This window comes from Nocardioides sp. NPDC057577, assembly GCF_042801335.1.
Taxonomy (GTDB): domain Bacteria; phylum Actinomycetota; class Actinomycetes; order Propionibacteriales; family Nocardioidaceae; genus Nocardioides.
In genome coordinates this window covers 1-20447 of sequence record NZ_JBHVGB010000067.1, presented here as the reverse complement: position 1 = coordinate 20447, position 20447 = coordinate 1, and the positions used below count along the sequence as shown (strand labels likewise).

Genomic DNA, 20447 nt, shown 5'->3' with positions numbered 1-20447 from the left:
CCGATCGCCGCCGCCGGGTTGCTAAGGTTTCACCCGCGCCGCAAGGTGCAATTCCCCTGTAGCTCAATTGGCAGAGCATTCGGCTGTTAACCGGAGGGTTGTTGGTTCGAGTCCAACCGGGGGAGCAAGAAAACTCCGTCTGACCTGGTCAAACAGGACAGGCGGAGTTCGTTGTTTTATCCGGTTCAGAGCCGTAGTCACACTTTTGAGTGGAGCGCGGGGGAGCTGGCGCACCTCTCCTTCATGGCGACCTCAACCTCCGACCTGCTCCCCGCAGGTCTCACCCAGTTCCGATTGCTCACCTCCGACGAGGCGGCTTCGCTGCTCGGCGTCCCTGTCGCGACGCTGCGCACCTGGCGTTCGCGACGCCGCGGCTACGGACCCCGCGCGGTCCAGGTCGGCGGCTGCGTCCGCTACCGAGCCAGCGACCTGCTGGCCTGGATCGAGGAGCACGTCGAGGCACCCGACGGGGCACCACCCGACGGAGTCGACGTCTCCCAACGCGGCAAGGGAACACCCAAGGACCTCCCGCCGATCGTCCACAGGCACCGCAAGCGCACGTGACAGGGGTGTCGACCATGGCGCGTAAACGACTCGAGCCAGGAGAGATCGGCAAGGTCCGGACCTGGCAGGTCACACGAGGGTTGTGGAAGGCCGAGGCCGGCTACCGCGATCACGCCGGCACCTCGGGCAAGGCTCGGATCAGTGGACGGACCGAGACCGAGGCACGCCAGGCAGTGCTCGACGAGATCGACGAGCGGCTCAACGACCTCTCCGACGGCACCGTGGAGACAACCACATCGGTCGCCGATGCCGTCGAGATCTACTTCGCGAACCGGATGGTCGACGCACGGGCCGGTATCGGCCGGGCCAACCCACGCAGCATCAAGATCTACCGCTCGACGGCGAAGAACTGGATCACGCCTTACCTCGGCGACCTTACGGTGCGCGAGCTCACCTCAGGGCGCCTGGACCGCTACTTCCGTCGCGACGTTTCGGCGAGCCGGTACACAGACGTACGCAAAGTCCTTCACGCTTTCATCAAGTGGCTGATCATCCAGGGCGTCATGCAGGCCGACCCGGTGCTGAACCTGCCCAGCTACCAGCGCCAGACCCCACGCAAGAGATCCAAGGACCGGGCGGTCACCGTTTCAGACCTCCAGGACGTGCTTGCCGCGATCGACGCGTGGATGACCGCCAAGCGCCCCGGGCCGCGCCCTAGCTCCGTCTACCAAGACCTGGTCATCCTGATCGCCGCGACCGCCTGCCGCCCCGGTGAAGCGCTCGCGGTGCGTCGCGAGGACGTCGACCTCGACTTCGAGATCTCGCCGGGCGTACGCAAACCCATTGGCCAGAGCAGAGCCCTCGCAGACCGCGCCGGTTTGATCGAGGCCAGAGCGCGTCGCCTCGCCGAGAAATCGATACGATCAGGAGATCCCTGGATTCGCCTCCTGGGAACCATGCCAACCGACTCAGTGTTACGAGCGCGTTGGATGGACTCTGTGGTGACAGTCGCTGCCTACCGCGACCGTTATCGTCTAGACACTGACGATCCCATCGGTACGAAACTCGAATCGGCCGCGCAGCGGACCGACTCCGAACGCGCCAGTCAAGCGATGCGATCAGCGCGATCCGTCGCAACGACACCGATACGCTCGGCCACGGGCCGTACAGCCTCATTTGTGCCAGGGAGATGATCCCTACTGACTTTTCGACCATCGCTTGAGCAGTTGCTGCTGGCGAAATTTGGTGATTGAGCTGGGGAAACGTGATTGACGTCGACGGCTGGTTACTGTCCGGACTGACTCTCGACCGGACGGTAACCGGACAGTGGACGGACGCGTGCGGTCCAGCGTCGTCTGTCTGGGTTGTCGCGTGTGCGCCGATCGCCTCGAAGGCAAGTTCCATCTTTGCTCAAGCGAGAGTCAGCAGTACCAGGGGCAGCCTCGGCGTTCATCGCCCCAGCCGGCAGTTCGAGGCGTGTTGATGATGTGGTAGCGCCCGCAGAGACGAGTCGTCGACCATGATGGCGCAGTGCAGCGCTGCACGGGCCTGTGCTATCGACACGTGCGGCTCGGACAGGTCCGCGGCTGCGTGCGCGAGGAGGGTGGAGGTCGTGCCGGCGACTCGGTAGAGCTCTACGGTGTGGGTCGGGGGCTGGCGTCCCTTGATGAGTCGGAGGTTGGGCGTCTCGGAGAGCCATGGCCCGCGCGAACACCGGCATAACGACTGGTTCATGACCGACGACTGGTACCACCAAGGCAACAACTTGGTAAGGATCACCCATTCTGGCCATTGCAATACCCCTGGGTGCATTACGTTCCTGCTTGCTCGATCCTGGGTAGTTCGCGACTCCCTGGCCGACGTGTCTTCTGTTGGTTCGTTGAAAGTGGAGTCGTTCCCCATGGTTCTTCCTGCGGTTTTGTCTGTCCAGTCCGTGGTCAGGTTCGTCCTGCGGGCCCTGATTGGCGTCCTTGGTGTGGCCTTGACGGTCGCAGGTCTGTCGCTGCCGGCTGCTGCAGCGCCAGCGGTCCTCGCCGCTGAACCCGACGATCTTCCTGCGGGTGATTTGGATGAGCGTCCGGTTCGTCCTGACAGTGTGTCGGCGAGTGTGACAGCGCGGGTGGCGGGTGTCCCCGTGGAGGATAGGTCGCAGCGCAGCGAGGTGACTCGGGTGTTCAGTAACCCGGATGGGACCTGGTCTGCGGAGGTGGCGACGGAGCCCGAGCAGGTTCAGGACGGTCCGGCCGATGCCGACGGTTCGGCGTCCTGGAACCGGGTCGACACCACGCTGGTCGAGGCTAAGGGTGGGGCGTGGCGACCCGCACATGCGTCGGCGACGATGCGGTTCGCGGGTGGCGGTGGTGACTGGTTCGCGACGTTGACCGAGCAGGGGCACGAGATGCAGTTCGGTCTCGAGGACACGGAGGGCAACCCGGTCGAGTTCGCCTCGCCCGTCGTCGAGGGCGATGTCGCAATCTACAAGGATGTGCTGCCGAGCACGGACCTGGTCGTGCAGGCGTTCGTCACCGGGTTCGAGCATTGGTGGGTCATCAACGAGGGCTCCTCGCTCCTCGAGACCGCTCAGGCCAAGGACGCGCGCACGGGCGACGCCTCGACGAACAACTCGGGTGTTGCGCCGAGCGCTGCGGACGCCTCGGCTGGGTTGTCGCTCGGTCTGACCGTCACGGATGTCGGTGCTGAGCGCGACTCGAAGATCGCGCCGGTGAAGGTGGTCTCGACGAAAGCCGGTGGGATCCGGATCGAAGATGAGAAGGGCAAGAAGCTACTTGGTGCCCCGGCTCCGACGTTGTGGGATGCGGGGACTACCGGCCCCGACGAGCTCGACCCCGCTGGTTTGGCATTGGCAACCCACGGCAAGAAGGCCCCGAAGCGGATCTACGGGGCGAGTGGCGAGCCTGTCGACGGCAAGACTGGCATCGCCGAGGTGAAGGTCACCAAGGACGAGCCGACCGAGAGGTCTGGAAAGCCGAAGAAGTCTTGGAAGAACTCGGCGAAGAAGTCGGTGATCGAGCTCACGGTGCCGGAGGCGATTCTTACCGATCCCGATCTTCGTCTGCCTTTGACGGTAGACCCGTCGTTGACCGTATGGACGGGCGACACGTGGTTGCAATACCCGGATTACCAGTCCTCGCAGAAGACTGCTGCCGACCTGAGGTCGGGCTTTGACGGGGAGCATAAGGCCCGCTCGTTCCTTGTCTTCGACTCGACTGCGTGGAACGGCAAAGACGTCACTTCGGCGAAGTTGCTAATGCGGAACTGGACCTCGGGGTCATGTACGGGTGGTGCCAGCCGGGTTGCACGGATCAGCTCGGCGTGGGATGCGGATACGCTGACGTGGGCAAACCAACCCGCCGTCTCATCTACGTATGTGGATTTCTCCACCGCGTACGGTCATGACGCTTCATGCCCTGCGGGCTGGGCGAGCTGGGATGTGACTTCGGTCGTGAGGGGCTGGGTCGGCGGGACCCTTGACCGATTCGGTCTGCGGGTGGTGGGCGCCCCAGAAACCTCGACATACACATGGCGGAAGTATCGGTCGGGGAACTACACCGTCGATTCTGACCTGCGCCCGCACATCAACATCACCTACAACCAAAAGCCCTCTACGCCGGCTGCCCCGACGGTGGACCCGCTGACGAGCGGGTTGTCGAATAGCCTGACGCCGACATTGGCGGCGAAGGTCTCCGATCCCGATGGCGGCATGGTTCGCGCGAAGTTCGAGGTCTATGAAGGCACCACCTCGGTGTGGTCGTGGACCCAGGCAGCTCCCGGGTCCACATCAGGGTCCTCGGTCTCGACCAGTGTGCCATCAGGCAAGCTCGTAGACGGCCACTCCTACACGGTCAAGGCCAGTGCCTACGACGGCCGCCTGTGGTCTGCAACATCCGCGGCGACATCGTTCAAGGTCGACACCACCAAACCGTCCTTCGAGATCATTGCCGACGAATTCGAGCACACGACGTGGCTCGCCACCAAGCCCACTACCGATATCCGGTTCGAGCTCCAAGGTAGTGACGACACCAAGTCGTACTCGGTGATTCGAGATGGCGGAGCGGCGACGATCATTCCGGCGAACTCGTACGGAGGTGCGTCGGTTTCGTGGCTGCCTGGCAACGGTGCGCACTCGTTGAAGGTGACCGCGACCGACAAGGCCGGGAACTTGTCCGTGACGAAGGAGCTCAAGTTCGGGATCGGTGGGGCAGGCTACGTGTCGCCGAACCAAGATGCCCGCTCCACTGGCGCCTTCCCGGTGACTGTCACGGGCCCTCCCGCGGGCACCGACATAGTCACTGGGGCCCTCTCATGGCGCTACCCCGGATCGACGACATGGAACACCGCAACAACGGTAAAGAAGGGCTCCGGGGCCTGGACGGGCACGGTGTCGAGCTCGGCCACGGAATCGACCACAGGACAGCTATTCTGGGACGCCTCCGCGGAGAAGGATGTCACCACTGCCACCGCCGATGACTTGATCCAGGCGCCGTCCGCGGTCGAGATCCGCGGCTGCCTCACCTACGGCACTTCTACGACACCGGTGTGCACTCCAGCGCGACGGGTGCACTTGGTGCCCTCCGCCTTTGGTGGGAACTTTCCCACCACCCAGGCGGGCCCTGCATCCGTGGCATTGTTCTCCGGCGAGGCAGCGATCAACGAAACCGACGCCGTCGACACAACCGCGGGTGTGGGACGTACTTTCTCTTCCTACGATGCCGCGACCGCAGCCTCAGAGACTGGTCCGTTCGGGCCTGGCTGGACCACCACGCTGGTCGCTGACGGCGACACCGGAGCTGCCGTCATCGACAACCGGTCAAAGGACCGCACCATCGTCTTGGTCACTGCTGGTGGCGGTTCACAGACCTACACTCCCGAAGACGCGACCGCGGATGTGACCAGCCCGTCCAACCCGGTCCGGTTCATTCCCGCGGGCGGCAACGACGGCTCCTTCATTACTCTGGACCCGTCGGCGGATAACGATGCCGCCACCAGGGCGACTCTGACCGTGTCACGTCCCGCAGGCGCTGTCCAGACCTCCTCGACCGTGTGGGAGTGGAAGCGGTCCGATGCAGTCGATGCGAGCGAGGCCACCGAGGAAGACCCGGTAACTCCTGGTACCAAGCCGGAGGAATGGCTGCTGAAGAAGACCACCACTCCGGGGCCAGGCGGGACATCGACGTTTGCCGGCGGGGAGTATCCGACCTGGATCGGTCAGACCACCCCTGGTGTAGCTGCTACCTGCACCCCCGCCGAGCAGACGGCAGGATGCCGCTGGCTCGAACTTTCCTACACTGGGACCGGCGGCTCGAAGCGCCTGGTCAAGGTCGAGCGTGGCACCGCCGGGGGGTCGCTGACGACGTTGGCGGCATACACCTACAACAACGGTCTGCTCACCAAGGTCTGCGGCATCGACCCCGACGCCGCCGGTACCCTTCCGTCGCTGTGCTCGACCTACGACTACGACGAGACCACGGTGGCATCGCGGACGCTGCTGGCGAAGGTGACCCCGCCGGGCCAGAAGGCGTGGGAACTTCAGTACGACTCCACCGGCCGGCTCACGACAGTGACTCGTGCACAGGACGAGAACACCACCAGCGGCGGCACCGCCACCTGGTCCATCGCCTACGACCTCGCGCCGGGCCACGCCGGTCTCCCGGACATGACCGCTGAAACAATCGCCCGCTGGGGCCAGGACGTCACCCCGATCAAGGTGTTCGCAGTCTTCGACCCAACCAAGGTCCCCGCCGACCGAAAGAACCCGACCGCCGCCGAGATCGAGCACGCCCAGCTCTGGTATTCCGACGCCCCCGGCACCACCACCAACACCGCTGTCCACGCCAACATCGACGGCGATCCGGTGTGGCTGGTCGACACCAGGTGGCACGACGAACACGGCAACACCATCCGCATCCTCGACGGTGCCGGCCGGCACTCGGCCCTCGCCGCCAGCACGGTTACGGAAGAACAGCGGGCAGCTGCCTTCAATGCCTCGGAAATCACCGAGTTCAACACGGCGGGGACGCGCGTCGAGGCCGAGTACAGCCCCGTCCAGACCGCGGCACTGAATGACGGCACGACAGGCACCTATCGCTCCGCGACCCTGCACGATTACGATGACGAAGAACCCACCCTCGGTGGCGGCTCCAAGCCCGCCTATCCAGATGGAAAAATCTCTTTCGACATGGTCGTCCAGACCCACCACTACGCGACTAGTGCCGACATGACCGAGGTCTTTGACGAGCAGGTTAGCCGCACCGAATACGCCCCGCTGGTCAACGGTGACGGCAACGGCTGGGCGACAGGTACGCCGACCAAGACCCTGGTAAAGTTCGCCGATGGCACTTGGCGGGAGACATCAATCGATCGGTACGACGAAGCTGGCCGTCAGATCGAGACCCGCCAACCCGGCGGCGCCACCACCGCCTCCGGCGCAGGGTCAGACGCCCACGCGACCGTGTTCTCCTACTACTCAAAGAACAACGCGGACCCTGAGTGCGACATCGCTGGGAACGCGAATCGCGCCGGGTGGGAAGGCCTGGCCTGCAAGACTGGCCCCGCCGGCCAACCGGCCGGCCAGCCCATGCCAGTCAAGCACCACGCCGAGTACAACGCAGACCTCCAGCCGACAACCATCGTGGAAATCTCGGCAGCAGTCACCCGCACCACAACCACCGGCTATGACAAACTGGGTCGTCCGATCAGCATGCGAGTTCAGGTCGCAGGGACTGGTGCGACCAACGAGATCATCGACACAACGGTTACCTACGACGCGGCGACCGGAATGCCGGTGACGTCGAATAACGGCTCGAGCGCGGTTTCGACAACCTTCGACACGTGGGGGCGCCAGTGGACCTCGACAGATGCCTCTGGTCTGGAAGCGATCGCAACCTACACAAGCAGCGGAGATGTCGCTACCTTCAACGATGGTCGAAGCCTCTATAAATACACCTATGATCAGCCGACCGGCGAGCACCGAGACGTGTTGACCAGCGTTGATCTCGACCTGCCGACCGATACCAACGACATCCTTTCGCTCACGCGTGACGCGAGGGGGCAGGTCATTGAGGTGGGTTATCCCAATGGCATGTCCGCGACACATGAATACACCGAGACCGGTGTCCGAACGGGACTCAACTATACGGCGGTCGTGGGCGGTGCCGCAACGGAGATCCTTGGGTTCAGTGCAACGACCGACGTCGACGGGCGTGTGCTCAGCTATGCTTCACCCGCTTCTGGCCAGGACTTCGGCTACGATTCCCTAGGGCGGCTGACGAAGGTATCGGACACCCGCGACGGTGCATGCGCCACTCGTGCATACGAGTTCAGCCAGGCCTCCGAGCGCACTAGTTTGACGACCTACGGTCCGGCGGCAGACGACCCGACCACAGGCAACGGAGCAGGTGCATGTCAGGTCGCGATGGCCACACACTCGAAGTCCACTACGTACGACTCGGCCAGCCGCACCACCAATGACGGCTACACCTACGATCCCCTTGGCCGGGCACTGACTGTGCCCGCGATCGACACCAGCAGCGGCCCTGGAGCAGGACCGCTTCAGATTGGCTATCGCGCTAATGACATGGTCAAGTCGATGGTCCAGCAACTTCAGATCACTGCCGCTGACGGCACGACCGTCACACGCACGGAGGGGCGCGAATACACGCTCGATCCCACAGGTCGAATCATGACCATCAAGTCAACAACGGATGGATCAGAATCGCAAAGGTCGCGCTACGAATACGCTGGCTCAGGCGACAGTCCGTCATACATCTCGAGCACAACAGATGCTGGCCAAACCTGGACCTCACAGCGCAACGTAAGCGTTGAAGGGATCGGAATGGTTGCGTCGGTATCAGCTGGAATAACCTCCTGGACGATCGCTAACCTCCATAACGACTTCGTGGCAAGTATCGACGGTGCAGCCGACTCGGGTATGTTGGCCTACGCCGAGGTAGACGAATATGGCAACCAGGCAAACGAAGAAGCCAAAACTTCGCGGTACGGCTACCTAGGTGCACACCAGCGCGCTGGCGGCCAGGACACCGTTGGTGGAGTTGTACTAATGGGTGCCCGACTGTACGCGACCGGAACCGGACAGTTTCAGTCCATAGACTCCGTTCTCGGTGGCGGACCGAATAGATACTCATATCCGACGGATCCGATCAACAGCCACGACCTTGATGGCAGAGCCGTCTACTACGCTGCAGGCTGCAAGAAAAGAAGTTTCACCCAGCCATGGGCTGCTGGCGTCACCTTCTATAAGTTGTACGTTGCATTCCGATGGTGTTGGACCAGGGGTCGGTCTCCCCGAAATTACAATATCTCTGGTACGACGGACGCTTGGGGATACAACATCTATCAGGTGCAGAACGATCAGGGACCTACCTATTCAGACAGACGGGCAATCTCTGAATCGTGGAAGGATTCCGACGGTGTCACGAATCTTTACTTCTGGATGCAGACTCGTGGTTGCGCAACCGGTCCTCTAGGCTGGTTCTGCAACAAGTGGAGGTGGCACAGAATCTGGGTGAAGATCTATGCTGGAGGCTCCTCAAGAATCGTGGACAGGTACTAGTATGTGGCACAGGCTCAAGAAGGCAGCCGTAATTGCGGCTGTGGCAACTTTTGTCATAATCGCTGCAGAACTTCTACTGGGTTTCCTTGATCAGAACGCGCACCCGAATTCTCCGCCGACCCTGCGGCCATCCGCACCCGAGATAGGCATGCTCATCGGTGCACATTTCGGCCTATTCGCTCTGCTTCTCGCCATTTTCTGGGCGGCTATCAGTGTGGCTGGTCGAAATGGTGGCCGATGAACTAGCCGTCGTTCTCAAGTTGAGTCGTTCTGCCAGTTCGAGCAGTAAGTCCATTGGTTGACGCATGGCCACGGCAAGGTCGGGCAGCTCCCCGCGCCGACCTGCGTCTAGTCATGTCAGACGGGCCTGGTGATGGACGGCGGCCAAGGGGTCTGTCGCGTGGATTGTGTTCTTAGGGCTCTGGCGTGGTGGTGTCCCGGTCGAGCATCTGGGCAGGGACCGCTATCAGCGCTCCGGGGCCTAGGGCGACCTAGACGCCCGGGCCAGCAGCGGTGTGCCGGGTCGCGCGGCGACCCGATCTCGAGGACATAGCGGCTGTGCTCCACCACCGACTCCGCCTCGCATCCAGTCGACCAACATCGACGAGCGGGAACTTCATCGCCGGCCTTATCGCCGTCGTGAGCGCCCCTCTGCCAGACGAGTACGACACTGCGCTCAGCGAACGTGCGGCCTTGATCGAGACGAGAGGTCGAGCACTTGCCGAACAGGCGGTCCAGGCTGACCCGGCATGGCTACGACGGATGGGCGCTCCACCCACCGAACCAACTGCCCGCGATCGCTGGTTCCACGCCGTCGTCACCATCGCCGCCTACCGCGACCGATATCAGATCGACAGCGATGCACCCCTTGGTGCGCGACCAGGATCGGTTGCCCAACGAGTTGACGCAGACCGCGCGCACCGCGCTTTGCGAACGGCGACGAACGCTGTGATCGCTACGTCCGTGATCGACGTAGGGGGTCCCGGGACCTCAATCCGAAGGCGTCCGCACCGCGCCTCGTGGTCGAGTTACCCAGAAAGGCATGGATGAAGGCGCACGAGCCGCGGGATGCCAACAACACTCGCGGGCCCCGAGAGGCTCGAGGTCGCCAAGGCTGTGCTCCGCGCAGTTGTTGTCGTCGTGTCTGGTGCGTCGGCGCTGAATCGAGTGCTGCCTGAACTCAACATGCTGCTCACGGTAACGATGACCACCGACGGCCTTCGGCGTTTGCTCGCGTACTGGAGCCGGACCTCGTCGGCTGCGACGCGTTCTGGCAGATGCGCACACCATCCAAGCGGCGATCTGTACCGTGGCTTCCTACTGGGGCAGTAGCCACCAAAGTGCCGACGACACGCGGGCGAAGAGGGCATCATGATCCCCCGGGGCAACCCCGCCAGCGCAGGTCGGGCACGTCTGGAAGGGGTCTGCAACACGCATGCGTCGGAGGAGTGAGTGATCGAGTCGACTGCCGACTTCCTCGTTGCTGCTCAGATTGAGCTTCGGGAGATGGTGAGAACTGGCGTCTCATCGATTGTTCAACGGGCTCGCCACGCGCCCGCTGCTTGGCACCCGAACGGGTTCGTTGTGTTCACGTTGGGTGCCCACCCGTTGGGCAATCTTCGCCTGCACATATGGCCTGCGATGCATCGCAAACTTGGCGGCGCCGAAGCGAATGTTCACACGCACGTGTGGGACCTGTGTTCGACAGTTCTCTCTGGTACATACGGTGAACGCATCTTTCACGTTGTAGGCGACACCGAGGGCGAGGAAGTACATGCGGCGGAGATCGACTACTTGAGGGATCCCGACGTCCTCACCGCAGTCGGCACCACATCCCTACAGTCGGCGGCGGTGCGCACCTTCGGCCGCGGTGAGTTGCACATGGTGCCTGCGGGAATCGCCCACGAGACGATCATTCCTCTCGACAGGTACGCCTCAACTCTGCTGCTGACATCGAAGGCACGTATCGAGCGCGTGCAGGTCTTCTCACGCACACCGCTGGTGTCCGGGAGGAGACCTCGGTTGGCCGTAGGTGAGGACCTGCGGAGCCGTCTGTTGGATGAGTTGCAAGCGAGAGTTGAGGAAGGTCGATGACCACTGGCAGGAACCCTGTTGGGCGGTTGCTTCGCTGGTGTTGGAATGACATCCGAAGCGGAGAGACGATCGACCTCTGGGCGCTAGTCGCTGCTTCGGTAGCTTTCACCGTCTTGGGCGCGATTGGCATCGCCAACGTCCAGGTCCTGAGTTCGGTCGTGCTTGGCCTATTGGCCCTTCTCGCCGTGTCGCAGATCCGTGGACGGGAGGAGATCCGCAAGCTTGTGGCCTCGTGGCATAGGAACCAGACGGCGGTGTTCGAAGCAGACTTCCCTGCTGCGTACTACGAGGCACGCTCTCAGGCGACTCACTCCTATGCGTTCGCGGGACTCACGATGGGACGTACATTGCCGACCATGCAGTCCGACCTAGTCAGGATCCTGGACCACGGAGGTAGCGTGCGCATCCTGCTTCCCGACCCGGCCAATCTGGGTCTTCTGCATATGGTTGCGGCCAGTCGACGGTTTGAACCGGCTGTCGATGATCTAGCCGCGATGATCCGTCAGTCCATCGCCATGGCCAAGGCACTACCTGGTGCAGCAGGGAGTCAGGTCGAGGTGAGAGTCACATCGTTGCTTCCGAGGGTGGGCCTCAACCTGATCGACACCGCTCAGCCCAATGGCCGCCTGATGGTGCAGATGTACCAGACGAAACCCTCTGGAGAGGCGGCGCCGATCTTTGTGCTGACGCCGACGGACTCGCCGTGGTTCGATCGATTCTGTCGTGAGTTTGAGGAGCTGTGGGACCGCGGGACAGCTTGTTGACTTCGCCTCAACCTCCGGGGGAGCAGCCCCCCGGCCGCGGACTAAGCAACCCCGAGTGGTCGTCGAGCCGCTACTCAGCGCGTCGTATGCGGGCCAGCGTCCGAGCGTGACTGGATGCTTTGTTGTGCGACGACACGTCGCCGATTCCCCTGACGTCATCCGTCTACGCCGACGGTTGCTCCGGCCTTGTGGAGATCCCCTGCTCTGTCGACGTCAGGACGCACCCGGCTCGTCGGTGCCCTTCTTGCCGGGAATCAGGACACGAGATTGACGTCCACGCGGAGTCACGGCATCAGTGAGCACCCACTATTGGGGACCCAAACTGAGGCTAATCAGGAGTCGACTAAAACTGTCGGTGGCCGAGGCTAGTGTCCGATTCCGTGGATTCTGGACTAGATGCTGTCCCGAAAAGGCCGCTCTCGACCCATACAACTCTCTTCGCGCACACGCCGTCCCACTCGGATGCGTCCCGTTGGCATCTCTGGCGTGATCATGCCCAGGGAGTTGGAGACCTGGCTGCTGGCTTTGGCGCAGGCTTCGGTGCTTCGAATCTTTGCCGCCTCCTCGGTCTGACTCACGATGCGGGGAAGCTGGCGGAGGATGTCCAGGGCGCGCTCATGCAGCGCGCCTTAGACGGTGGGGGCAGCCTTGGGACGCCGCACAAGGTCGAGGGCGCCGCACTCGCCGCGCTGCTTCTCGATGCGGGGCAGGTCGGTGCCGCGCAGGTGATGGCGCTGGCCAACTTCGGTCATCACCATGGGGTTCCGAATCGCCTTGACCCGAAGAAGGTCGATCCGATCCTCAGGTTCATGGATCGAAACCGAAGCCATCTGGATGAGCTGACCGCGAAGGTTGAAGCCGAGACGGGCACTGACCTGCGCCATCTCGCCAAGGGGTCGTCCTTGCCGCACTGGGTAGTGGGGGCTGGGGAGGCGGAGCTCTTCACCAGGATGTGCCACTCGGCGCTTGTCGACGCTGACTTTCTTGACACCGCGGCCCATTTCGATGGGGCGGCGACGCCCTGGCAGTCGAAGACCCTGGGCATGACGATCTTGCGCGACACGTTTGTCCAGAGCTACCGAACGCGGTTCGCAGGGTCTGCGGACAGCGAGCTCGGACGAGTGCGCTGGGAGTACTTCGATGCCGCGTGCCGGGTCGGTGCGGCCGATCCCCCCGGGACGGGTGGCATCTATCGGCTTCCGGCTCCGACGGGATGCGGCAAGACGATGTCGGCGGCAGCCTTCGCCCTGACCCACGCGGCCGAGCATGGTAAGCGGCGGGTGGTGGTGGTTGTCCCCTTCACCTCGATCACAACCCAGAACGCTGATGTCTACCGGGAGATCCTTAGCGATCTCGGCGATGATGTCGTACTCGAGCATCACTCCAACATCGTCGATGACGAGGTTGCGGACAGTGGCTGGCGGCGTCTGGCCGCGACCAATTGGGATGCTGAGTTCATTGTCACGACGACCGTCCAGTTGTTGGAGTCTCTCTTCGCCAACCGGCCTTCGGCGACTCGAAAGCTGCACCGGCTCGTGAACTCGGTAGTCGTCATCGATGAGGTGCAATCACTGCCGCTCGCTCTCATTCCAGCGATCTTGCGAATGATGCGAGAGCTGAGTGAGCACTTTGGCGTGACCTTCCTGCTGGCCTCGGCGACGCAGCCAGCCTTTTGGGCCTTCGAGGAGTGGCGCGAGGTCCCAATGGTGGATGTGATGCCGACGGACTACGTGCCAGCTGTCACCCAACGAGTCAGCTACGACGTTCGTGAGCGGCAACAGCCGTGGTCAGAGATCGCCGAGGAGGTCGCAGAGGCCGCCCAAGTGCTGGTCATCGTCAACACAACTGCGGACGCCCAGCAACTTCACGGGCTGATCAAGTCCCGTGCCGACCACGGTGCGCGAGTGTTGCACCTCTCCACGCGGATGTACAGCAGCCATCGGGCCGCCACGCTCGCTACGGCGAAGAGTCTGCTCAGATCAGGGGCGTCGGTGATCCTGGTTTCGACGCAGTTGATCGAGGCCGGCGTGGATATCGACTTTCCTGTCGTCTATCGGGCACTCGCACCTGCCGACTCTGTTGTGCAGAGCGCTGGTCGCTGTAACCGCGAAGGCCGCCTCGGCAGTGCTGGGCGGGTGATCGTCTTTCAGCCTGAAGGCGCCCGCATCCCCCAGGGTGAGTACGCAAACGCAACCCAAGTCACCGAGTCAATGTTTGTGAGAGGCAGGGGTACTGGTCTGGCCGTCTTCGGTGATCCCGCCTCGATGGAGCGCTACTACCGGCGGCTCTATGCCCTCCACCATGACCAGACGGTGTCGACTCTTTCGACCGAGATCAACTCCCTGCGCGAGAAGCTGGCATTCGACGACACTGCGCGAAGGTTTCAACTTATCGGAGACCACAGCATGTCGGTGGTGGTCACTGACGGCGCCGCCGCTGAAGTTGCGGAACGAGTCGCGAACCTTATCGATGAACTTCGCGTGCCAGGTCGAATCTTGAACCGGACCGAGCGCCGGCTGTTGAACACGGTGACCGCGACAGCGCCTCACTGGTGGCGCGCGAAGCATGGCGAGATGTTTGAGTCCCTCGACGCCGGCCCGGTCCTATGGCTGGGCGACTACGACCCCGAATGCGGCCTGGTCCTCGACAGCCCAGGGGAAGCAACGATCTGGTGACCCGAGCGCCCCAGGACCCAGAGCAATCACCGAAGCCACCTAGAGGAGAACGAAACTTGAACGCACACCACGCCTGGGCAGGGCTCGCCGCCCCTGCCAACCTCAGATATCCGCCCATCAGCGTAGAGACGAGCGGCGAGTGGGCATGCTTCACCCGTCCTGAGATGAACAGCGAGCGGGTGAGCTACCCAGTGATGACCCCACCTGCGGCGGTCGGGCTGCTCTCATCGATCTTCTGGAAGCCCCAAATGCGGTGGGTCATCGAGCGCATCGAGGTACTCGCCCCAGTGGCCTGGACGACGTTCCGCCGCAACGAGAGTGGATCCGCCATCACCCGCGATCACCTGTCACAGGGATACCTCGACGTCGACGACACCGTGCAGCAGCGAATGACCACCATGCTGCGCGATGTCCATTACCGGATCCACGCCAACGTGTGGGTGCATCCGCACGCGCGAGAACAGGACCCCGCGAAATGGCGGGACCAGTTCCTCCGACGTGTGAAGCGCGGTCAGTCCTTCCGCACGCCCTTCCTCGGCATGCGGGAGTTCCACGCCGACGTGAGTGAGTCGACCGACCAGGGGCCGGTCGACTGGACTGAGGATCTCGGCATCATGCTCCACTCGATCAGCTACGACGATCGCACTGCCGCTGAGACGTACGACTGGTTCGCGGCCAAGGTGGTCAACGGTGTCCTGGAGGTGCCGCGCACCGGGTTGATGGCCGAGCACAACGAGAAGGCTCGGTGACAACGCGATGCTGCTACGAGCGCTGACCGAGTACGCAGACTCTGGGGACCAAGTGCCGACCGGCTACGCACGAAAGCCCCTTGGGTTCGTGTTCCACATCGATGATGACGCCGCTGGGTGTCAGATATTCCCTCGCCATCACGCCGAGGAGACATCTGGCGGCAAGCGTCGAGCTATTGCGCCGACGGCGACGGTTCCCAACATCGCCCGCACCTCGAAGGTCATGCCGTTGCTCGCGTGCGACAACGCTCCCTATGTGCTTGGCAGGTCGAAGATCGAGTCCGATCCGGCGAAGCAGGCCGCCGAGGACAAGAAGGCCGCAGCCAAGCGGCAGGCGTTCGACAACTTGTTGAGGGAGTACGCCGAAGCTGCCGATGACGACGACGCACGAATCTTTCTGCGGTGGCGCGAGAACGGATCACCTGGGCTGGACGATGCCGTGGGTGCACTTGATGCGTTCAGTGCAAAGCGTTTGGAAACGGACCTGATCGCCATCAGCGTTGGAAGCTCGATGCAGATGCACGGAAAGGCGTCGGCTCGCCAGTTCTGGAGCACGCGGGCGACAGAGTTGAAGTCAAGTGGCCGCACCCAGGTATGCCTCGCATGCGGTGACCTCAAGCCCACGGTCGAAACGTTGCCCCAGTTTCTGATCGGATCGATGATTCCGGCCACCACCACCTCGAACGTCGCACTGATCAGCGTTAACTTCTCGGCTGCTTCTCGGGGTGCGAGTGGTAAGGGCCTGAAATCGGCGCCGATTTGTTCAGAGTGTGCCGCGGGTGCGGTCTCGGCGTTCAACGCCCTCGCAGGTGACCGTAAGCACCGATGGGGCGGTCGCAGCGAGGACCGGGCGACCATCTGGTGGACCACGGACGATCACTTCGACTTCAACACGCTGGAGCAACCGAATCCTGAGCAGGTTGCCGACTTCCTGACCGCCCTCGACAAGGGCAGAGCTCCGGTAGGGGGTCTGGACCAGGATGATCGTTTCTACGCGCTTACGTTCTCGGGCAACGTCGCCCGTCTGGTGGTGCGGCAGTGGATCGATCTGCCACTCCTCGACGTCCACGCCAACGTCTTGAGCTGGTTCGACAACAGCGCGGCACCTGACATTGAGAAGCCGCACTCGTCCCTCTCGGAGATGGCTCGAAGCTGCGGCGGCTACGTGCCGTCCGACGGTTTCTCCACAGACCTTCCCGAAGGCTCGCGCGAGGCGCTGATCCGCTGCGCGCTCACCGGTTCTTCCTTGCCTCCGAACCTGCTGCCGAGCGCGCTGCGGCGAGCGCGGGCAGAGGTCCACTACCAGAACCACTCAGACGCGCGTGTCGTCGGAGTCGTTCGCCACCGGTGGCGAGCCCGCTTCGGGCTGATTCGCCTGACCCTGAACCGCACCTATCTCAAGGAGAAGCCGTTGTCGCAGTACCTGGATGAGAGCCGGACCGAGCCGGCCTATCTTTCCGGACGCCTTTTCGCTGTCCGTGAGTCCCTGCAGTACGCCGCGCTGGGCGAGGTCAACGCCTCGATCAGGGACCGCTACTTCGAGCGGGCATCCTCCCATCCCGCGAGCGTCGAGCATGCACTGTCCGCACTGGAGGTGCAGCACCTTCGAGTCTTGCGCCGCAAGGGCGCCAAGGGAGCCGAGATCGCAACCAGCAAACGCATCGACGATCTGCACGCCCGCTGCGGCGCCGCGCCTGGGCGCCTCTCCACAGAGGACCAAGCACTCTGGATCGCCGGCTACTACCAGCAGCGCCAAGCGCGATTCCAGCGTCCCGAACCAACCGAGCCGAACCAGACCCCCGAGGAGAACTGACATGGCATCCCGCACTGACCCCACCGTGAAGCACGACGCGCTGTTGCTGTTCGAGGCGACCGACTCCAATCCCAATGGTGACCCCGACAACGCCGGCAAGCCGCGCACCGACCTCGATACCGGCCACGGGCTCGTCTCCGACGCCAGCATCAAGCGGAAGATCCGCGATGTCGTGGAGTACCAGGTGAAGGAGGGCATGATTCCGTCCGACCGCAACCAGATCTTCATCCGACGCGGTGTCTCTCTCAACGAGCAGCTGGAGGCGGCCTACGACGACCTGGGACTGGAGACGAGAGCGGAGAAGGACAAGGCAGATCCTGCATCGGTCGCCAAGGCCGGTCCCTACATGGTGGACAAATACTTCGACGTACGGATGTTCGGCGCTGTAATGAGTACCGGGAAAGCGTCGGCCGGCAAGGTCACCGGTCCGGTAACTGTTGGCCTTGGCCGCTCGGTACATCCGGTGCTGCCAATCGACTTGGCCATCACCAGAACCGCCTCGACCAAGGAAGAGGACAAAGACAACGCCTCCCAGATGGGAAACAAGACCGTCGTTCCCTACGGGCTGTACGTCTGCCGCATCCACTACCAGCCGACCCGAGACAACCAGGTCACCAAAGAGGACTTGGAGCTTCTCTGGTCCACCATCGCCAACATGTTCGAGGTTACCCGCAGCGCGGCGCGCCCCGATGTTGCGGTGCGGAACCTCTTCGTCTTCAGCCACTCAAGTGCGCTCGGTAACGCGCCGGCGAAGAAGCTGTTCGACACGGTGAAGATCACGAAGGTGACCGACGCCGAGGTCCCGACAACATCCGCCGACTACGCCATCACGCCGCCGGCCGAAGGTGACGTGCCGGCCGGGGTGTCACTCGAGACCGTGCTCTGATCGTGACCGATGGCTAGGTCAATCGCCGTGCACCTCGGCGACGAGTCGAGGTGGGAGTCTCAGCTCCACCACGGAACATGGCTGGAAGGACCTCCGCATGGTGCACCTCGGCCACGAGCCGGGGTGGGAGTCTCAATCGCAACTGCGTGTTCCGTGGCGGCGATCCCGAGTCGTGCACCTCGGCCACGAGCCGAGGTGGGAGTCTCAACTACGCCCCCAAGGCCGAGATCTACGGCGCCGACGGTGCAGTTCGGTGACGAGTCAAGGTGGGAGTCTCAACCAGTCGCCGCCGACGACGCCGCGGCCGTGAGCGCGCTGGTGCGCCTCGGCGTCGAGCCTAGGTGGGAATCTCAACATGTCGCGGCCCTTGAGTCCGAAGGTGTTCAGTGGTGCACCTCGGCGTGGAGCCGAGGTGGGAGTCTCAACAAGACCTGGACCGAGTTCGAGGAGGCCGCCGACGAGGTGCACCTCGGTGTCGAGCCGAGGTGGGAGTCTCAACCAGTCCCACCGCTCCTGGAGGACGGGCTGCTTGGGTGCACCTCTGCGTCGAGCCGAGGTGGGAGTCTCAACATCGAGCCCGAAGGCCTGGGCGTCGGCGTGAAGTAGTGCATCTCGGGGACGAGTCGACGTGGGAGTCTCAACATCGAGGCGAGTACGCCGTGCCGACGGTCGATGGCGTGTTGGTCGGCCACGGACCCGAGGTGGGAGTCCCGACGTCATCGCGTCGGTTTCGGTGGCAGCTCGAGGCCATGTGCGCCTCGGACACGTCCCGAGGCGGGAGTCTCAACGCCATCTCGTGCACCCGCGGGCCTTGGCGCAGGCCGTGCACCTCGGCCATGACACCGAGGGGAGTCTCAGCTACCGCGAACGCTTGGCCCAGCACGCCAAGGCCCATGGTGCACATCGGCCTTGAGTCGAGGTGGGAGTCTCATTTCGGTCCACAACGACCCGGCGTCCGCCGCCGACGCGTGCACCTCGGCGACAGGCCGAGGTGGGAGATTCAACTTGTTCGAGATCGTTGTGGTATCGCTGGTCCCGGCGGTGCTCCTCGACGACGAGCCGAAGGTGGGAATCCCAACATGGCGCACTACCGCCCGTTCCATAGCAACGAGTTCGCGCACCTTGGCGGCTAGCCGAGGTGGGAGTCTCAACATCACCGGCAACGGCCGAGCCGACAAGCGCGAGGTGGTGCACCTCGGCGACGAGCCGAGGTGGGAGTCTCAACCGCAAGGTCGCCCTCGAGCTGATGACCCACCGGGCCGTGCACCTTGGCGATGAGCCGAGGTGGGAGTCTCAACATCGAGACCGGCGGCATCGCCCGGGTGTGGGGTCGGTGCACCTCGGTGACGAGTCGAGGTGGGAGTCTCAACACGGTGAACCCAGTCTGCTTCGCGGCGGCGTAGTGTGCATCTCGGCTACGAGCCGAGGTGGGAGTCTCAACACCTCGACGCCGTCACGTACGAGGATGACCTGGTGATGCACCTCGGTGACGAGCCGAGGTGGGAGTCTCAACCTCCAGGGATGCTCGGGATGCAGTCAACCCCCGCGCGTGCACCTCGGCGACGAGCCGAGGTGGGAGTCTCAACCTCCGTGCCGGCTGGACCATCGCCGACGTGCTCTACGTGCATCTCGGCGACGAGCTGAGGTGGCAGTCTCAACTTCGGCTACTACCGGGACCCGCGGCGTTCGTGGAGGCGAGGCGGCGAGGAGCTCCTGTCCCGCTGTAGGTGGGCTATGCCGTCAGCCGCCTGCCACTGGTGAGACGTGATGTAGTCCGGGCAGTAGTGATGACCTGCTCGGACAGCAGCGGGATGCACTCTGGTCACACAATTGGTCACGGTTTGACGGCACGAGTCCGCAAGGGCGGGCGTACAGTGGCAACGTCGTGAGGCACGGCTGGCGATCGTGAGAGTCGATCACTCGGCAAGCCGGTCGGAAGTTTGTGCAGGTCAGGACACATGTCAGCACGAGAGCACATGCCGCCACACCCGTGAGGGGTGAGGGTGGGCAGGTCAGGTCCAACAATCCGATCAGACAGCGGAGGGTTGTTGGTTCGAGTCCAACCGGGGGAGCAAGAAAACTCCGCCTGACCTGGTCAAACAGGACAGGCGGAGTTCGTTGTTTTATCCGACCTGCTCCCCGCAGGTCATCCAGTGACTGATCATCCGGGTCGTCATACAGGCCGATCCGGCGCTGTACCTGCCCATCGGCACTCCTGTCATCGGGCCTGGGGTAGGCCGGCTCCATGTCGCTGGAAGTCGACGAGTCGATCGTTCTCGTACGAGATCCGTTCCGCCGTCCGTTCCAGGTCACGGAACATCACCTTCAGGGATCGAAGGCCTTCTGGCGACTGGCCCGCGAGATGGACGGCC

Annotated in this window: 10 protein-coding genes and 1 tRNA gene; all 11 read left to right on the top strand. The window is 63.2% G+C overall.

Going from position 1 to position 20447, the window contains the following annotated elements; genetic code table 11:
• The first annotated feature begins 52 nt into the window (after window positions 1-52).
• The 11 genes from ACFU7D_RS15070 (at window position 53) to ACFU7D_RS15020 (ending at window position 18681) form a co-directional block, all read left to right on the top strand.
• Window positions 53-125: transfer RNA gene (locus ACFU7D_RS15070), tRNA-Asn, on the top strand.
• A 118-nt stretch (window positions 126-243) separates the two neighbouring features.
• Window positions 244-564 (top strand): helix-turn-helix transcriptional regulator, encoded by a 321-nt coding sequence (locus tag ACFU7D_RS15065; RefSeq protein WP_378868314.1) that lies wholly within the window; start codon window positions 244-246, stop codon window positions 562-564.
• Window positions 565-578: 14 nt separating this feature from the next.
• Entirely contained in the window at window positions 579-1697 is a 1119-nt protein-coding gene (locus tag ACFU7D_RS15060; RefSeq protein WP_378868312.1) for a hypothetical protein, read from the top strand.
• A 539-nt stretch (window positions 1698-2236) separates the two neighbouring features.
• Window positions 2237-9094 carry a DNRLRE domain-containing protein gene (locus ACFU7D_RS15055; RefSeq protein WP_378868309.1) on the top strand — a complete coding sequence of 2286 codons (6858 nt, stop codon included), beginning with the start codon at window positions 2237-2239 and terminating at the stop codon, window positions 9092-9094.
• Between the two features lie 1452 nt (window positions 9095-10546).
• A complete protein-coding gene (locus tag ACFU7D_RS15050; RefSeq protein WP_378868307.1) occupies window positions 10547-11188 on the top strand; it encodes a hypothetical protein in 642 nt (213 codons plus the stop codon).
• The gene (locus ACFU7D_RS15045) at window positions 11185-11952 is read left to right on the top strand and encodes a hypothetical protein (RefSeq protein ID WP_378868304.1); all 768 of its coding nucleotides are present in this window, start codon (window positions 11185-11187) and stop codon (window positions 11950-11952) included. Before ACFU7D_RS15050 ends, ACFU7D_RS15045 begins: the two co-directional genes overlap by 4 nt.
• Before the next feature lie 368 nt (window positions 11953-12320).
• Window positions 12321-14627 (top strand): CRISPR-associated helicase Cas3', encoded by a 2307-nt coding sequence (gene cas3 / locus ACFU7D_RS15040; protein WP_378868301.1) that lies wholly within the window; start codon window positions 12321-12323, stop codon window positions 14625-14627.
• Window positions 14558-15376: a type I-C CRISPR-associated protein Cas5c gene (cas5c, locus tag ACFU7D_RS15035; protein ID WP_378868299.1), complete on the top strand. Its 819-nt coding sequence runs from the start codon at window positions 14558-14560 to the stop codon at window positions 15374-15376. The genes cas3 and cas5c overlap by 70 nt, the downstream gene beginning before the upstream one ends.
• A 7-nt stretch (window positions 15377-15383) precedes the next feature.
• Complete coding sequence (gene cas8c / locus ACFU7D_RS15030; RefSeq protein ID WP_378868297.1) at window positions 15384-17189, top strand: type I-C CRISPR-associated protein Cas8c/Csd1; 1806 nt, start codon at window positions 15384-15386, stop codon at window positions 17187-17189.
• A gap of 1 nt (window position 17190) precedes the next feature.
• Window positions 17191-18075, top strand: coding sequence for a type I-C CRISPR-associated protein Cas7/Csd2 (gene cas7c, locus ACFU7D_RS15025; protein WP_378868294.1), 885 nt, complete (start codon window positions 17191-17193; stop codon window positions 18073-18075).
• Window positions 18076-18318: 243 nt separating this feature from the next.
• The gene (locus tag ACFU7D_RS15020) at window positions 18319-18681 is read left to right on the top strand and encodes a hypothetical protein (protein WP_378868292.1); all 363 of its coding nucleotides are present in this window, start codon (window positions 18319-18321) and stop codon (window positions 18679-18681) included.
• The last annotated feature ends 1766 nt before the right edge of the window (window positions 18682-20447 follow it).